Source organism: Vibrio kyushuensis, assembly GCF_050337325.1.
Lineage (GTDB): Bacteria > Pseudomonadota > Gammaproteobacteria > Enterobacterales > Vibrionaceae > Vibrio > Vibrio kyushuensis.
The window spans coordinates 433,214-447,458 of sequence record NZ_JAKJSV010000004.1 but is presented as its reverse complement, the minus strand read 5'-3'; the positions used below and the strand labels follow the sequence as shown (position 1 = coordinate 447,458).

Here is a 14,245-nt window from a genome sequence, read left to right as displayed (position 1 = left end):
TGATTGAAAATTTTAACTAGCCTAGTGCAGAGGCTTATCTCATTAAGTTGTTACTTAATCTGGGGATATGCAAAAATATGCACTGGGTGTTTTGTCCCTCAATGGAGAATATAACCAACATGACTTACGCGCCTGTAACAGACGTACTTGGCGGCAAGCTAGCGGTAGACAGTGAAGTAACTGTTCGCGGCTGGATCCGTTCACGTCGTGATTCCAAAGCTGGAATCTCTTTCCTTGCCATTTACGATGGTTCTTGTTTCGACCCGATTCAGGCCGTGGTTCCTAATAATCTTAATAATTATAACGACGAAGTATTAAAGTTAACCACTGGCTGCTCTGTTGAAGTAACAGGTAAGATTGTTGAATCTCCTGCAAAAGGTCAAGATTTCGAACTCGCAGCAACTGATGTAAAAGTTGTTGGTTGGGTTGAAGATGCTGATACGTACCCAATGGCAAAAACTCGTCACTCTATTGAGTACCTTCGTGAAGTTGCTCACCTTCGTCCACGTACTAACGTGATTGGCGCAGTAGCTCGTGTGCGTAACTGTCTGTCTCAAGCTATCCACCGCTTCTATCATGAGCAAGGTTTCTTCTGGACTTCAGCGCCGTTAATTACAGCTTCTGATGCTGAAGGTGCTGGTGAAATGTTCCGTGTATCAACACTGGATCACAACAACCTTCCCCTAGATGACAAAGGCAATGTTGATTACAACGAAGATTTCTTCGGTAAAGAGACGTTCCTAACGGTATCTGGTCAGCTAAATGCTGAAGCTTATGCGTGTGCATTAAGCAAAGTTTACACATTCGGCCCAACGTTCCGTGCTGAAAACTCAAACACTAGCCGTCATTTAGCAGAGTTCTGGATGGTTGAACCTGAAATTGCTTTTGCAGACCTAGATGATGCAGCTAAGCTTGCTGAAGACATGCTTAAGTACGTTTTCGCAGCCGTTCTTGAAGAGCGCCGTGATGATCTTGAGTTCTTCGCGCAACGCATCGACAAGCAAGCAATCACTCGTTTAGAGCAGTTTGTTGACGCTGACTTTGCACAAGTTGACTACACTGACGCAATCCAAATTCTTATCGACTCTGGTAAGAAATTTGAATTTGACGTTGAGTGGGGCATCGACATGTCTTCTGAGCATGAGCGTTACCTTGCGGAAGAACACTTCAAAGCACCTGTTATCGTTAAGAACTACCCGAAAGACATTAAAGCTTTCTACATGCGCTTAAACGACGACGGAAAAACAGTTGCTGCAATGGACGTACTTGCACCAGGCATCGGTGAAATCATCGGTGGTGCACAACGTGAAGAGCGTTTAGACGTTCTTGACGAGCGCATGATTGGTATGGGTATCGACCCTGAGCACATGAGCTGGTACCGCGACTTACGTAAGTACGGCACTGTGCCTCACGCTGGTTTCGGTCTAGGTTTCGAGCGCCTTGTTTCTTACGTAACAGGTATGGGTAACGTTCGTGACGTGATTCCATTCCCACGTACGCCGCGTTCAGCTAATTTCTAATTGCTAATTATCTTGTTCATTTGATTAGATAATTTACAGACAAAAACGGGAACTCACTCAGTGGGTTCCCGTTTTTTTATCTCTCTGTTTTCAAGAGCGCTACTTCAAGCACTATCTATTCAACAACTCTAACCTGCCCTTTATTAGCGTGCTTCGCTTGATACATCGCCTGATCGGCAAGCTTTAAACTATCATGTAGGTTAGTCGTATTTTCGGAAGTAAAGGCAATACCAATACTCGCCGACATCGAATGAGCCTTATCGGCTAACGTTTCTAAATGATGATTCGTAAACAATGAGATCACATCATTGGCCAGATCATGAGCTCGACTATCGCCACACGGTACGCTCTCAATAAAAACGGCAAATTCATCGCCACCAAGACGAGCAACATCATATTGCCCTAGCCCACTCCCAATGTGATATTTCGCTTTTTGTTTAAGATGATAACTAAAATCAGACAACACGCGATCGCCATAATCATGCCCATAGTCATCATTAATCTGCTTAAAATTATCCAAATCAATATAAATCAGAGCGGAACGAATCGACTCACTCCGTAGCATTGTATGCTCCAAAATAGAGCGAAACGTTGCTCTATTGGCAAGCTGAGTTAAGCCATCAAAATAAGCAAGATTATGAATGTCTTCCTCATGCATTTTGAGGATGTAGTCATCTGCTTTACTTTGAAAATAAATCAAGATATGACACATACCACTTAATGCGAATAACGTGATGATAAAACGTACTTTAACAACGTCACTGTAAACAGCCAGTTCCCAATCATTTGCTAGTATGGCAGACAACGCGACCATAAATAGCGCATTCAGGGCTACTCCCTGACGAAAGTGATTAATAAAAATAGCAATAACAGCTAGTGGGTATATCCACAATGTTCCGGTGTTTTGATACCCTCCCGAAATAACGAGAATGATACTTAAGGAATAGATAATTGTGGTTAAACCTATAAGTCCTGCATTTCTCCAACGGTTGAGTACATATATGTTAACCAAAGCAGCCATTGTAAAAAACAGTAAGATACTGCCGAGAGTATTGTATTGATTTTGGAAGTTAAAAAGACTGAAACTAAAGAGAAACGCTATACCCAATATGGTTAATGTATTGACCATCATGCGCTGCCGGCGATGCTTATCTTCCACCACTTCAACGAGTTTTTCTGCAATAAAATTATGTGTTCTTGATGGCACCGCTGCAGTCTCTTTACGTTAGGTTTAAGCATTAATCTTCTTGATCACGCACACAGATAAGTTACTTCATTATCAATGACGAAACCTATAGTTGCGAGGATAATAACACTTTCAACCGTACGGCACGCTGTACCAACTCACAATTATTTCAACATATAGGTATTTAACTAAACCAATAACACTATATATACCAAGATTATTGTAATACCTCGATTTTGTTATATAACTAAGACAACATATCAATCCGTTTATCTTATGATAAAGGAAGATTTGAAATCATTTGTTTGGTTACTCGGTCTATTTGGATACGAAACTTACGTAAAGAATTAAACTAAAAATAAATAACTAAAAAGGTTCTAGGGTTAGGCTATGACAAATTATCATTACAATACGTCATTAACACTTAAAATGTATGTAATCTCCGGGCTAGTCTTTGCGGCTTACGGTGGGCGTGTATGCCCATTTCTTGAAGTACTCACCACCGCCGAGATATTTCTTCATGTAGGAATCACTTTCGCTCTACTATGGCTTACACGCCACTTCATTTCACTAAATCAAACTTTCAAGCCGTACGGAAATTTAGTCATACTTGATACATCACTTTTCTTTATTTTCAGTCTTCCACTTGCGGCGTATTATAATGTTGCTCATTCCTTTCCGTTCGAAAGTAATATTAAAGTACTGTTTGGGATGGCCTTATTTGGATTTTTTACCGGAACCATTTTGCAACTTAGTGGGAAACTCGTTCAGTTTTCAAATACACAAAGCGATGAATATACTAACGGGATATTAGCAAACCAACGCCAATCGTTAGTAAAACAGATGATCATGATGATGAGCTTATTGCTCGTTACCTTAACAATCATGTTGAGTATGGTTGCCATCAAAGATATCTACTGGCTAGAACATAACCCTGAACGAGTAATCGACGGAACGGGTGCAGTCAGCGTCATTAAAGAGTTCATATTTATTTCCATTGTTCTTTCCGCCTATGCTGGAACCATCTTAGTGCTTTGGACAAAACTGATGAAACAAGTGTTGTTCAGCCAAGAATTTGCCTTAATGGAGGTCACTCAAGGCCAGACCCACAAACGTCTGCCGGTTTTTGAACATAACGAACTTGGATCAATGGCGTCGTTAACCAACAAAATGCTCGATAGCCTGCAATCCTCCCAAGATGAGGTTAAAACCACTCGCGATGTGGCCATATTGAGTCTATCAGCCCTTGCTGAGTCTCGAGACAATGAAACCGGTGCGCACATTCTTCGAACCCAAGAGTATATGCGTGCGCTTGCGACTGAGTTAAGTAAGAGCGCACGCTACCAGAGCCTTTTAACCCCTAGCTACATTGAACTGTTACATAAATCTGCCCCGCTTCACGATGTTGGCAAAGTAGGCGTTCCTGATAGCGTACTACTCAAACCGGGTAAATTAACCGACGATGAGTTCGAAATAATGAAACAACATCCAGAAATTGGGGCAAAAGCGCTCTCCATGGCAGAGCAGCAGTTAGGCAGTAGTTCATTCTTAGAAATAGCCAAAGAGATCTCACTGTCTCATCATGAAAAGTGGGATGGCAGTGGTTACCCTAACCAGCTAACGGGAGAAGATATTCCGTTGTCTGGTCGACTCATGGCACTTGCAGATGTTTATGATGCGCTTATTTCAAAACGCGTCTATAAAGAGGCGTTTAGTCATGAGAAAGCGCGCTCTATAATTCTCGAAGGAAAAGGAATTCATTTCGACCCATTAATTGTTGATACCTTCTTAGCGGTCGAAGACCAATTTTTAGAGATCGCCTCTCATTATCAAGATTGATTACTATTCCATCTACGCATAATTAAACTCGCTTAGAGATAGTGATTTTTTATCACTTAAGTATCGATAAATAACGATTTCATTAAGAATAACTCGACAGTAAGAATTTTTTGCAGTTTTCTGTTTTGTTTCGGTTGTTTCAAAAGGCGCACAAAGGTATAAATGAGGGAGTTCACAATTCCCTCTTAATTAAACATGGATGAAGATTATGTTTCAAAAAGTTGTTGCTGCACCTGCAGACCCTATTCTTGGTCTTACTGAAGAATTTAAAAAAGATTCTCGCGCTGAAAAAATCAACCTAGGCGTTGGTATTTACAAAAATGAGAGCGGTGAAACTCCTGTTCTTGCAACAGTAAAAAAAGCAGAAGCAGCGCTGCTAGAAAGTGAAAAAACAAAATCTTACCTAACTATCGAGGGGACAGCTGAGTATGGTTTGGCTGTACAAAAGCTACTATTCGGTGCTGATTCTGAGATTGTTACTCAAAAGCTTGCGAAAACTGCACAAGCACCAGGTGGTACAGGTGCCCTTCGTGTTGCTGGTGAATTCATTAAACGCCAACTTGGTGACGTGAAAATCTGGATCAGTAACCCAACTTGGGCTAACCACAACGGTGTATTTGCTGCGGCAGGTATCGAAACCGCTCAATACGGTTACTACAACGCAGAAAGCAAAGACAAAGATTTCTCTGCAATGATTGCTGACTTAGGCAAGGCGTCTGAAGGTGACGTTGTTCTTCTTCACGGATGCTGTCATAACCCAACAGGCATTGATCCAACCGCTGAAGAGTGGGAAACATTAGCGAAGCTCGTTGCTGACAAAGGCCTTCTGCCAATGTTTGACTTTGCATACCAAGGCTTTGCTAAAGGCGTTGAAGAAGACGCTGCTGGCCTGCGTGCCTTCGCGAAATACAACAAATCAATATTAGTGGCGAGCTCGTTCTCTAAAAACTTCGGTCTATACAACGAACGTGTTGGTGCATTTACTTTGGTTGCGCAATCTGAAGAGATCGCTACAACTGCATTCTCTCAAGTTAAAGCCATCATTCGCTCAATTTACTCAAACCCTCCCGCTCACGGAAGTGCCGTTGTTACTCACATTCTAAACGATGCCGCTCTACGCGCTGAGTGGGAAGGGGAAGTAGCTGAAATGAGAGACCGCATTCAAGAGATGCGTGAACTGTTTGTCGCTACTCTAAAAGCCGAAGGTGTCGATGCTGACTTTAGCTTTATTCAACGCCAGAACGGCATGTTCTCATTCTCGGGTCTGTCTAAAGAGCAGGTAACTCGCCTTAAAGATGAGTTCGCAATCTATATTGTAGGCTCAGGTCGCATCAGTGTTGCTGGTATGACTAAATCTAACATGGGTCCTCTATGTAAAGGGATTGCAGCGGTTCTTTAATCGCTGTTAAGTACTTATTCACATAGAAACAATAAACGAATAAACGAATAAACGAATAAACGAATAAACGAATAAATTCAAAATAAGAGTCAGCGCTATGCTGACTCTTTCTTTTTTAACTTACTATTTGGTTTCCGTATTATGAATATCAGCTAGTAGTAGTAACGAAGTGAAATCCCGCCCTCATTCGTCGTATGATCCATCATATCTCGATGCGTATAGAAGCCACCAAAAGTGAAATTCTGGGAAATTCGATAGTCCCCACGCAACGTTAAAATATTCTCATCAAAATGTTCACTACGAATAAGTTCCCCTATCGCTGCAAGCTCAAGTCTTTTGCTCAATTGGTAAGCAGCTTTAACATCAAATCCATAAATAAAGTCATCGTGTCGATCAAAACGCTCTTCCGTGTCTTTCACAACTGAATTCATACGCTTAAAGCCGACTTTTGCTCTTGGTGCTAATTCAAGCTTAGAAGTTAGAGGAAAGCGATAACCTATTGCAGGTTGCATCGTATAGTACTCATCAGTTGTAGTATCGTGGTGAACAAAGCGCGCTGAATAGTCAAAACCCAACAACCAATCACCACGATATTGAGAGCTCACTCCAATAGCCAAAGCCGTAACATTACTGTTTTCTGCGATATTTTCATCAAACGAGCCTGAGCTCAGATCTGCATAGAAATAATCATAATTGACTATATCTCCTTGCTGGTACTGCTCAGTATCACCTTCAGCGAACGCATTAAAAGTCACAAGTGGGAAAAGAAGGGTAAAAGCTATCCATCGCTCAATCATCGTCTAACCTCTATAACAAACAAAGAGTTGCTATATTGATGATAGACTAAATAGTTTGGTTCAAAGGGGAATAATAACTAGAATTGGATATTTTCTAAGTCGCATCATTAAAGATGTGACGTTGATGAAAGAAATAAAACGAAGTCCAGATCAACGCTTATGCATTCATCTGAATTAAAGATGTACTACAAACTCTTCTTGCTGCTTATTTTCAATCGCTAGATCGCACTCTTTTTGAATCGCATCGATCTGTCTTTGCTCTAAGGAGTAAGGCATAACCACTTTAAGTTGATCAATACCCTCTTCCTTAGCCAGCTCAACAAGAGTGAGTAGGTTCACTTCGTCACTGTAACTTGGTGATAGGGATTGCAGAGCAGATGTCCAAAGGCGCTCTTCAACAGGAACCAGCGTTTCAGGGCGTTTACTCATCAATTGAGCCATCGCAGGGGCTAGCGAGCTCATAGCCTCTAGAAAGGTCCATTTTTTGGTACACGAAGCTCCAAGAAAAGACGTATAGTCAAAAACTACGCACTGTTTTTTTTGTTCATCCATCATTTTCTCGATGTATTGTTCATCTTAAGAAACCAATATCATGCAATACGACGGATATATCAATAGGATATAAGACAACGGTCTTTTATAGCCAAAAAGCAGGTTTAAAAGCTATATAAAAACCAGTTATGTAACAAATGAAGCACAAGAAATAATCATCTCCTGCATTAGTAGTTAATATTTCATAGCCAAAATTAATATGCACTCTGAGTCAGAGTTTATTTAATGTCGATTATACGACTCGCTTTTTTATAGCGGACACGCCAACCAACCCAACGCGGTAGCTCCCATCGTTTCGGGTCACCTTTTCGTAGCCCACTTTGATAAGTCACAACAACCAACTTCTTTTTTTGCTCATAACTCACTCGCAGATTTAAATCTCCTAACGCTAATGAGAATGGATATTTTGTCGCAAATTCTTGGTATTCCCAATAAGGGATCCCAGAAAATTCAAAATCATCTGAATCAAATAGCGCCAAATCTTGAATTGAGTCTAATTCCAAATCATCCAGTTGCTGAGAAAACCATGAATCGAATGTAATGTCTCCATGCTCAGTCACGTCAGCGAGACCAAGTTCCACATAGAGTTTCCAAAGCTCAATTTCTTCAGTGCGCTTGATGGCAAAACCGGGGAGTACTCTACCGGACGTTACTTCATCCAGAATTGTTTTATTCGTCAATTCCCCCGTTGCCTCTATCCGTTTATGGGCAATTACTCGATTAGCGTAATGAAGTGCCATTTGACTGTAGGCGATACCTGCTTCAACTTGGGTTTTACCTTGTTTCCATTCACCCAAACCGCACTCAACCACATCTGAAATGGTGATGGGCATCATAACGGTCGCCAGATTCAACGTCTGTTTTACTCCCCTTCCAGGTAGGCTATGCAAATCAAGGACAATGGCCGCCTCTGACTTATCAAAGAATCGACTGTTTCTCGCAGGGAGTACCTCCATTAGCCCATTTCCTAGGGCTTCTTTACGCTTCTGACGTCGGACAAATACGAGTTCGGGATATAACTTAGCTATTTCAATAGTCAATTCACGTTGGTTAAATCGAGAGGCAACTTCTAGCATGGGGAGAGAAAATAGTTCTCGCATTTGAGCCGCTAACCCCTGAGCTTCAGTGATGGCTTCTGGAATAAGATTAATACCGGAAATGGATTCCCCTCTCACAATTTTAATCAGTAAGTTTCCATCGCAACCTAACGGTTCAGACTGGTTAAGTTGCTCAATCAACTCGCTGCTCTGGTTCATCGAATATAATGAACTGGGCACTGATATCGCAGCCGTCAAATCAATCATGGCTTCTTTCAAAGACTTCTTAGTGATTCTAGTTAACAAGTCAGCATGTAGGGCATCAATCGGTAACGGGTAGAGTTTTTTTCCGTGATCTGTAATCTCCCCAAATTCATTAATTGCTTCCATAGACCGCAGAGTTTTTTGCGCAAGAACCAGTGATTTAGGGGGAATAGAATCTAGCCAAGAAAGCTTCCGTAATTGATAACCACACATAGATGCCGTGAGCATAGGTTCAACTAATGACTCACGTTGAAATTCAGGGGGCGTCATTAACTCTAAAGCAGCGTGAGACCCGTACAAACGGACACAATGGCCATTCATCACTCGCCCAGCTCGCCCCATTCGCTGCTTTGCACTTGCCTTTGATATATGAGTTAGCATTAATGTTGTGCGCCCATTACGCTGCACCGTACGCCTTTCTAACCCAGAATCCACAACCGTTGATATATTAGGAATGGTGAGTGAGGTTTCAGCAACATTGGTAGCAAGCACCACCTTTTTTTGATCTTGCTGAGTAAGTGCAATTCCACGCTCCTTATCACTGACCGATGCGTGCAGTGGAACAACTAACGCTGATGTCTTCTCTTTAAGTTGAGACAGGCATTGGGCAATCTCTTTTCGCCCGGGTAGAAAAACAAGAATATCGCCTTCTGCTTGCGCTAACTCTGTAAGCACTTGAGAGCAAACATCACGTTCTAGGTTTTGAGCACTAGGAAGGTGCGCAGAGTCACGAGCGATATTAGATACTGACACAGAGTAGCTGCGCCCTTTGGCTTCAAGCCTTTTTGCTCCAATATAATTAGCTAGACGCTCTCCTTCAATGGTTGCAGAAGTAATGATCAAACGATGCTGATTTGTCTCTTTTAACATTGATACTAACAAATCAGTGTCCCAGCGCCGCTCATGAAACTCATCAACCATAATAATATCAAATGTCGCGAGTCTATCTTCAGCAAACCAGCGAAGTGCCACTCCCGGTGTAACAAAGACAACTTTCGTCTCTTCGCTGTAGTGTGTCTCTAGTTTGATCGCATAGCCAATCGAATCGCCAATCGGCTGATTTTTTTGCTCCGCCAAATAGTGAGCTAACGATGTGCACGCAATTCTTCGAGGCTCAATCACCAATACTCGCCCTTGTTCACTCGCCCACAATGGCAACCGAGTTGACTTCCCAGAGCCGGTTTCAGCTTCTACTACAAGATGATTTTGAGAAAGTTGATGGAGAAAAGTGGTTTGAATAGCGTCGATGGGAAGCGATAACATGAGAAGCCGTAAACTAAAGTATTAATCGCCTTAGTATACCGATGTTGCCCGCTGAAGCGTATTTCAATCAATAAACTTCATAAACACCATTTAATTCACGACTGAGCAGCAAGTGTTCTATTTACAATAAGATAACTTATCCCTATCATTTTAAGGTCCCTCCACCCTACAATAGGCAAAAAATGAAAAACGATAAACGCCCCCTCTATATTACCTACGCTGGGCCAGCTCTCCTTAGTACTCCATTACTAAACAAAGGCAGCGCATTTACTGCCAATGAACGTAGTTCTTTCAACTTAGAAGGACTACTTCCAGAAAGTACTGAAACTATTCAAGAACAAGTCGAACGTGCGTATCAGCAATACACCAGCTTTGAAAGTGATATGGATAAACATATCTACCTGCGCAATATTCAAGACACTAATGAAACCCTATTTTATCGACTTGTTCAGAACCACATTTCAGAGATGATGCCAATCATTTACACACCAACTGTTGGTGCTGCATGTGAAAACTTCTCTAATATTTATCGCCGTGGACGTGGGCTATTCATCTCTTACGCGAACCGTGACCGCATTGACGACCTTCTAAACAACGCAACCAACCACAACGTTAAAGTCATCGTTGTGACTGATGGTGAGCGTATTCTTGGTCTTGGTGACCAAGGCATTGGTGGTATGGGAATTCCAATCGGTAAGCTGGCACTCTACACAGCTTGTGGCGGAATCAGCCCAGCGTATACGTTGCCTATCGTTTTAGATGTGGGTACGAACAACCCTCAAAGATTGGCTGACCCAATGTACATGGGTTGGAGACACCCTCGAATCACAGGCTCTGATTACGACGCTTTTGTTGAAGACTTTATGCAAGCCGTTCAGCGCCGTTGGCCTGATGCATTAATCCAGTTTGAAGATTTCGCACAAAAGAACGCAATGCCACTGCTTGAGCGTTATAAAGATCGTCTATGTTGCTTTAACGATGATATTCAAGGCACAGCAGCTGTAACTGTTGGTTCACTCCTTGCTGCATGTAAAGCCGCAGGCAGTAAACTTTCAGAGCAACGTGTCACCTTCTTAGGTGCAGGTTCGGCTGGTTGTGGTATCGCCGAAGCAATCATCGCGCAAATGGTCTCTGAAGGAATAAGTGACAAGAAAGCGCGCGCTCAAGTATTTATGGTTGATCGCTGGGGCTTATTGCAAGAAGGCATGCCAAACCTTCTAGATTTCCAACAGCGTCTTGTACAAAAAAATGCAGACACTAAAAATTGGAAAAACGATGGCGGAGCGTTCTCACTACTTGATGTAATGACCAACGCAAAACCAACGGTTCTTGTTGGTGTATCTGGCGCTCCTGGTTTGTTCAGTAAAGATGTGATTCAAGAGATGCACAAACACTGTGAACGTCCTATTGTCTTCCCTCTTTCAAACCCGACAAGCCGCGTTGAAGCAACACCGAATGATATTATCCGTTGGACTAATGGCGAAGCTTTAGTCGCAACGGGAAGCCCGTTTGACCCTGTTGTCCATGATGGAAAAACATACCCTATTGCTCAATGTAACAACAGCTACATTTTCCCTGGCATTGGTTTAGGCGTTCTAGCAGTAAGTGCAAATCGTGTGACTGATGAGATGCTAATGGAATCAAGCCGCGCATTGTCTGAATGCTCTCCGCTCGCCATTAATGGCCAAGGCGCTCTTCTTCCACCGCTTGAGTCCATCCACTCGGTATCGAAGAAAATTGCATTTGCTGTCGCGAAAAAAGCCATTGAACAAGGTGTTGCGTTAGAGATTACAGACGAAGCACTTGAGTCAGCTATTGACCAACACTTCTGGCAACCTGTATACCGCCGTTACAAACGAACTGCATTCTAATCAACCAATATGCGGCAATTCTTGCTGTATTCTGATTAAGAGCCCTTGCCTACTGTTGAGCAGCAGGTAAGGGCCTTTCTATTGAGGTCTCTATGTTTGATTTCTTAGCGCCTATTGGAAGCTATCTAAGCCCTTACATGTTTGAAATTTCAACGGCATTAATAGCATGCATGCTTGTTGTATTCGGTGCCGAAATAAATCGTATCGTTAGACACACTTTGCGCACACAGCACTTTCTTATTCGTACTATAGTGTTTATTTTGATCAATGCATTTGGCTACGGATTAATCATTGTCAAAGCAACACCTTACCTTTCTCGCACACTTAGCGGGCTCAACTCTGGTATGATGTTTTCCATCGTGTTAGTCAGCTTTATTATTATTGGATTATGGGCTCAACGAAATCGACAGATCTAATCGTGCAATTGATTCATAAGATTAAAATTCACAAACGTTGGACTTGGAAGTACTGCTTCCAGGCGATTCGATACGCCATCATTTTACTGGTTCTATCCATATTCACGCTGGCATTGATCGACCGTTGGGTTAGCTGGAGAACATCCGATTCAATTACCTCTGACACCCAATCGATCGGGCATTACGATGTTGCCGTTGTATTAGGGACGAGCAAATACCTAGGCCGTACACTCAATGAGTATTATCAACATCGTATAGATGCGGCAATTGATCTTTTCCAGCAAACTAAGGTGGATGACTTCCTATTAAGTGGCGATAATGCCCATCGTTCGTACAATGAACCGTGGACAATGAAGCGAGACCTACTTAAAGCGGGAGTCCCAGAAAATAATATCTATCTTGACTACGCAGGTTTTCGAACGCTAGATTCGGTGATTAGAGCGCAAAAGATCTTCGAAAGTGATGACTTCTTAATAATTACGCAGCGATTTCATTGTGAACGTGCTCTGTTTATTGCTAAACACCACAATATCAATGCTCACTGTTTAGCCGTCTCTGGGCCAAAGAATCATTCAGGTTACAAAGTTCGACTACGTGAAGTGTTTGCTCGCGCAAAAGCATTCCTCGATCTCTACATCATTAATACTCAACCAAAATTCTTAGGTCCCAAAGAACCCATTATTAACAACAGCATCTTGGAAGGCCCTCCCGAAGAGAGCACGCTCACTAAGTAATCGGGACAATAAACAAAGCGACTAACCAGCCTCACTAACTTGAACTCTATTTCTACCCTCGTGCTTCGCTACGTAAAGCGCTTCATCAGCCCTTGCTATCGCTTCGGTAGAACGTTCGTTCGTCAGCATTGAGACGCCAATACTGCAAGTCAGTGGATCTCCATGAACCCAGATATGATTTTCAACGCAGTGTCGAATCTGTTCAGCCAGTGCCACCGCATTATCAAGCTCAATCGCTGAGCAAAAAACTATAAACTCTTCTCCACCCCAGCGAACTAGGCGATGATCTTGCTTAATCACACTGAATACCACCATAACGAACTCACGCAGTATGTCATCGCCAATCTTATGCCCATACTGATCATTAACTTGCTTAAAGTAATCAATATCCAAGTAGAGTATTGCTACCGAGCTATCACCACCTAAACACTTCTCCTTTTGTACTTTCAACCAGTCACGAATCGCATGTCGATTCATCGCTCCGGTTAACGCATCACGATGTGCTAGTTCAGCATATTGAAAGTTCTGTGCACGCAACGAGCGGTTGATGTTTCGTAAGTGCTCTTGTCTTGTTGCTGATTGATTAATCACTTTATGATTACGGCGAATTTCACCGAGCAAAAGTAGACTTCCGCCCACAACCCACATAAGAAGTAACGACATGAATAATGTCTCACCGGGGATATACTTACCCACCAGAGATACCTCATTAATTTCCATCTTATAGTTCCCTGGCCCGGCACTAGATCCCGTCGCAAACTCGATTTTATTGATATTGGTAAACTCAGGCGCAGAGTGTCTAATCGGAATATTATTGTCGACTAACCACCAAGTCATCACTTGAAGGCTATATAAGGGAATCTCAAGCAGTCCTTGTCCCTGAGCTGGTGAGTACTCAATTCCGTTGTACTTATGGGTATACTCATTATCAGGTGTAGAATATTCAGAATTAAAATTACGCATATAGAAACGCATTCGTGGGTGCGAATTATCAGCAAGGTTGGTTAAATCAACATTAAGCCGAACGGTGTGGTAACCGGAAAAATCAAAACCCTTATCAGCCTCTTTATGAAGATGAATAGAAACGCCACAATATGGCCAAGGGTAATCACTCTCTTTTAGCTCACACGTAAGAACAACACTCTGTCGATTAATATCAATTTTCGCGGTAGATAGCCCACCGTTATAGGTATCAGTGGTTGCAAAAAATGTGTATAAATGTGGGGGGATTGTTTTAACTCGACCATCTCCGTACACAAGATAAAGTTGGACAGTTAAGATGGTAATAACAACCATGAAAAGTACAGATTTATGTATAAACTTCATGCAGTTGTCTTGGCTCCAAAGCTAATACGCTCAGTCAAAAA

Annotated in this window: 11 protein-coding genes; 6 read left to right on the top strand and 5 right to left on the bottom strand. The window is 42.2% G+C overall.

The features are described 5' to 3' along the window. Positions 1 to 119 precede the first annotated feature (119 nt). Positions 120 to 1,520 (top strand): asparagine--tRNA ligase, encoded by a 1,401-nt coding sequence (asnS, locus tag L4D20_RS11120; protein ID WP_428801636.1) that lies wholly within the window; start codon positions 120 to 122, stop codon positions 1,518 to 1,520. Positions 1,521 to 1,635: 115 nt separating this feature from the next. On the opposite strand, the gene L4D20_RS11115 is transcribed toward asnS, so the two are convergent. Next, complete coding sequence (locus L4D20_RS11115) at positions 1,636 to 2,727, bottom strand: GGDEF domain-containing protein (RefSeq protein ID WP_428801635.1); 1,092 nt, start codon at positions 2,725 to 2,727, stop codon at positions 1,636 to 1,638. A 369-nt stretch (positions 2,728 to 3,096) separates the two neighbouring features. Between L4D20_RS11115 and L4D20_RS11110 the strand changes: the two genes are divergently transcribed. Together L4D20_RS11110 and L4D20_RS11105 are read left to right on the top strand one after the other, a co-directional pair. Continuing rightward, a complete protein-coding gene (locus L4D20_RS11110; protein ID WP_428801634.1) occupies positions 3,097 to 4,545 on the top strand; it encodes an HD-GYP domain-containing protein in 1,449 nt (482 codons plus the stop codon). A gap of 208 nt (positions 4,546 to 4,753) precedes the next feature. Next, a complete protein-coding gene (locus tag L4D20_RS11105) occupies positions 4,754 to 5,944 on the top strand; it encodes an amino acid aminotransferase (RefSeq protein WP_428801633.1) in 1,191 nt (396 codons plus the stop codon). Positions 5,945 to 6,096: 152 nt separating this feature from the next. On the opposite strand, the gene L4D20_RS11100 is transcribed toward L4D20_RS11105, so the two are convergent. The 3 genes from L4D20_RS11100 to L4D20_RS11090 form a co-directional block, all read right to left on the bottom strand. Further along, positions 6,097 to 6,741, bottom strand: a complete 645-nt coding sequence (locus tag L4D20_RS11100) for an outer membrane beta-barrel protein (RefSeq protein WP_428801632.1) — start codon at positions 6,739 to 6,741, stop codon at positions 6,097 to 6,099. A 174-nt stretch (positions 6,742 to 6,915) separates the two neighbouring features. After that, positions 6,916 to 7,293: a transporter gene (locus L4D20_RS11095; protein ID WP_428801744.1), complete on the bottom strand. Its 378-nt coding sequence runs from the start codon at positions 7,291 to 7,293 to the stop codon at positions 6,916 to 6,918. A gap of 218 nt (positions 7,294 to 7,511) precedes the next feature. Continuing rightward, positions 7,512 to 9,857: a helicase-related protein gene (locus tag L4D20_RS11090; RefSeq protein ID WP_428801631.1), complete on the bottom strand. Its 2,346-nt coding sequence runs from the start codon at positions 9,855 to 9,857 to the stop codon at positions 7,512 to 7,514. 182 nt (positions 9,858 to 10,039) lie between these two features. Between L4D20_RS11090 and L4D20_RS11085 the strand changes: the two genes are divergently transcribed. The 3 genes from L4D20_RS11085 to L4D20_RS11075 all read left to right on the top strand — a co-directional run bounded on the left by L4D20_RS11085 (position 10,040) and on the right by L4D20_RS11075 (position 12,878). Next, on the top strand, positions 10,040 to 11,728 hold the full coding sequence (locus L4D20_RS11085) for an NAD-dependent malic enzyme (RefSeq protein ID WP_428801630.1): 1,689 nt from the start codon (positions 10,040 to 10,042) through the stop codon (positions 11,726 to 11,728). A 92-nt stretch (positions 11,729 to 11,820) separates the two neighbouring features. Further along, entirely contained in the window at positions 11,821 to 12,144 is a 324-nt protein-coding gene (locus L4D20_RS11080; protein ID WP_428801629.1) for a DUF3392 domain-containing protein, read from the top strand. Further along, positions 12,117 to 12,878 carry a SanA/YdcF family protein gene (locus L4D20_RS11075; protein WP_428801628.1) on the top strand — a complete coding sequence of 254 codons (762 nt, stop codon included), beginning with the start codon at positions 12,117 to 12,119 and terminating at the stop codon, positions 12,876 to 12,878. Before L4D20_RS11080 ends, L4D20_RS11075 begins: the two co-directional genes overlap by 28 nt. Positions 12,879 to 12,899: 21 nt before the next feature. Here the strand turns inward: L4D20_RS11075 and L4D20_RS11070 are convergent, their stop codons facing one another. Continuing rightward, the gene (locus L4D20_RS11070) at positions 12,900 to 14,204 is read right to left on the bottom strand and encodes a GGDEF domain-containing protein (protein ID WP_428801627.1); all 1,305 of its coding nucleotides are present in this window, start codon (positions 14,202 to 14,204) and stop codon (positions 12,900 to 12,902) included. Positions 14,205 to 14,245 lie beyond the last annotated feature (41 nt).

Bases quoted from the DNA above. Each gene is read 5' to 3' on its own strand.
- asnS (WP_428801636.1), top strand. From the start codon at position 120: ATGACTTACGCGCCTGTAACAGACGTACTTGGCGGCAAGCTAGCGGTA.
- L4D20_RS11110 (WP_428801634.1), top strand. From the start codon at position 3,097: ATGACAAATTATCATTACAATACGTCATTAACACTTAAAATGTATGTA.
- L4D20_RS11105 (WP_428801633.1), top strand. From the start codon at position 4,754: ATGTTTCAAAAAGTTGTTGCTGCACCTGCAGACCCTATTCTTGGTCTT.
- L4D20_RS11100 (WP_428801632.1), bottom strand. From the start codon at position 6,741: ATGATTGAGCGATGGATAGCTTTTACCCTTCTTTTCCCACTTGTGACT.
- L4D20_RS11095 (WP_428801744.1), bottom strand. From the start codon at position 7,293: ATGGATGAACAAAAAAAACAGTGCGTAGTTTTTGACTATACGTCTTTT.
- L4D20_RS11090 (WP_428801631.1), bottom strand. From the start codon at position 9,857: ATGTTATCGCTTCCCATCGACGCTATTCAAACCACTTTTCTCCATCAA.
- L4D20_RS11085 (WP_428801630.1), top strand. From the start codon at position 10,040: ATGAAAAACGATAAACGCCCCCTCTATATTACCTACGCTGGGCCAGCT.
- L4D20_RS11080 (WP_428801629.1), top strand. From the start codon at position 11,821: ATGTTTGATTTCTTAGCGCCTATTGGAAGCTATCTAAGCCCTTACATG.
- L4D20_RS11075 (WP_428801628.1), top strand. From the start codon at position 12,117: ATGGGCTCAACGAAATCGACAGATCTAATCGTGCAATTGATTCATAAG.
- L4D20_RS11070 (WP_428801627.1), bottom strand. From the start codon at position 14,204: ATGAAGTTTATACATAAATCTGTACTTTTCATGGTTGTTATTACCATC.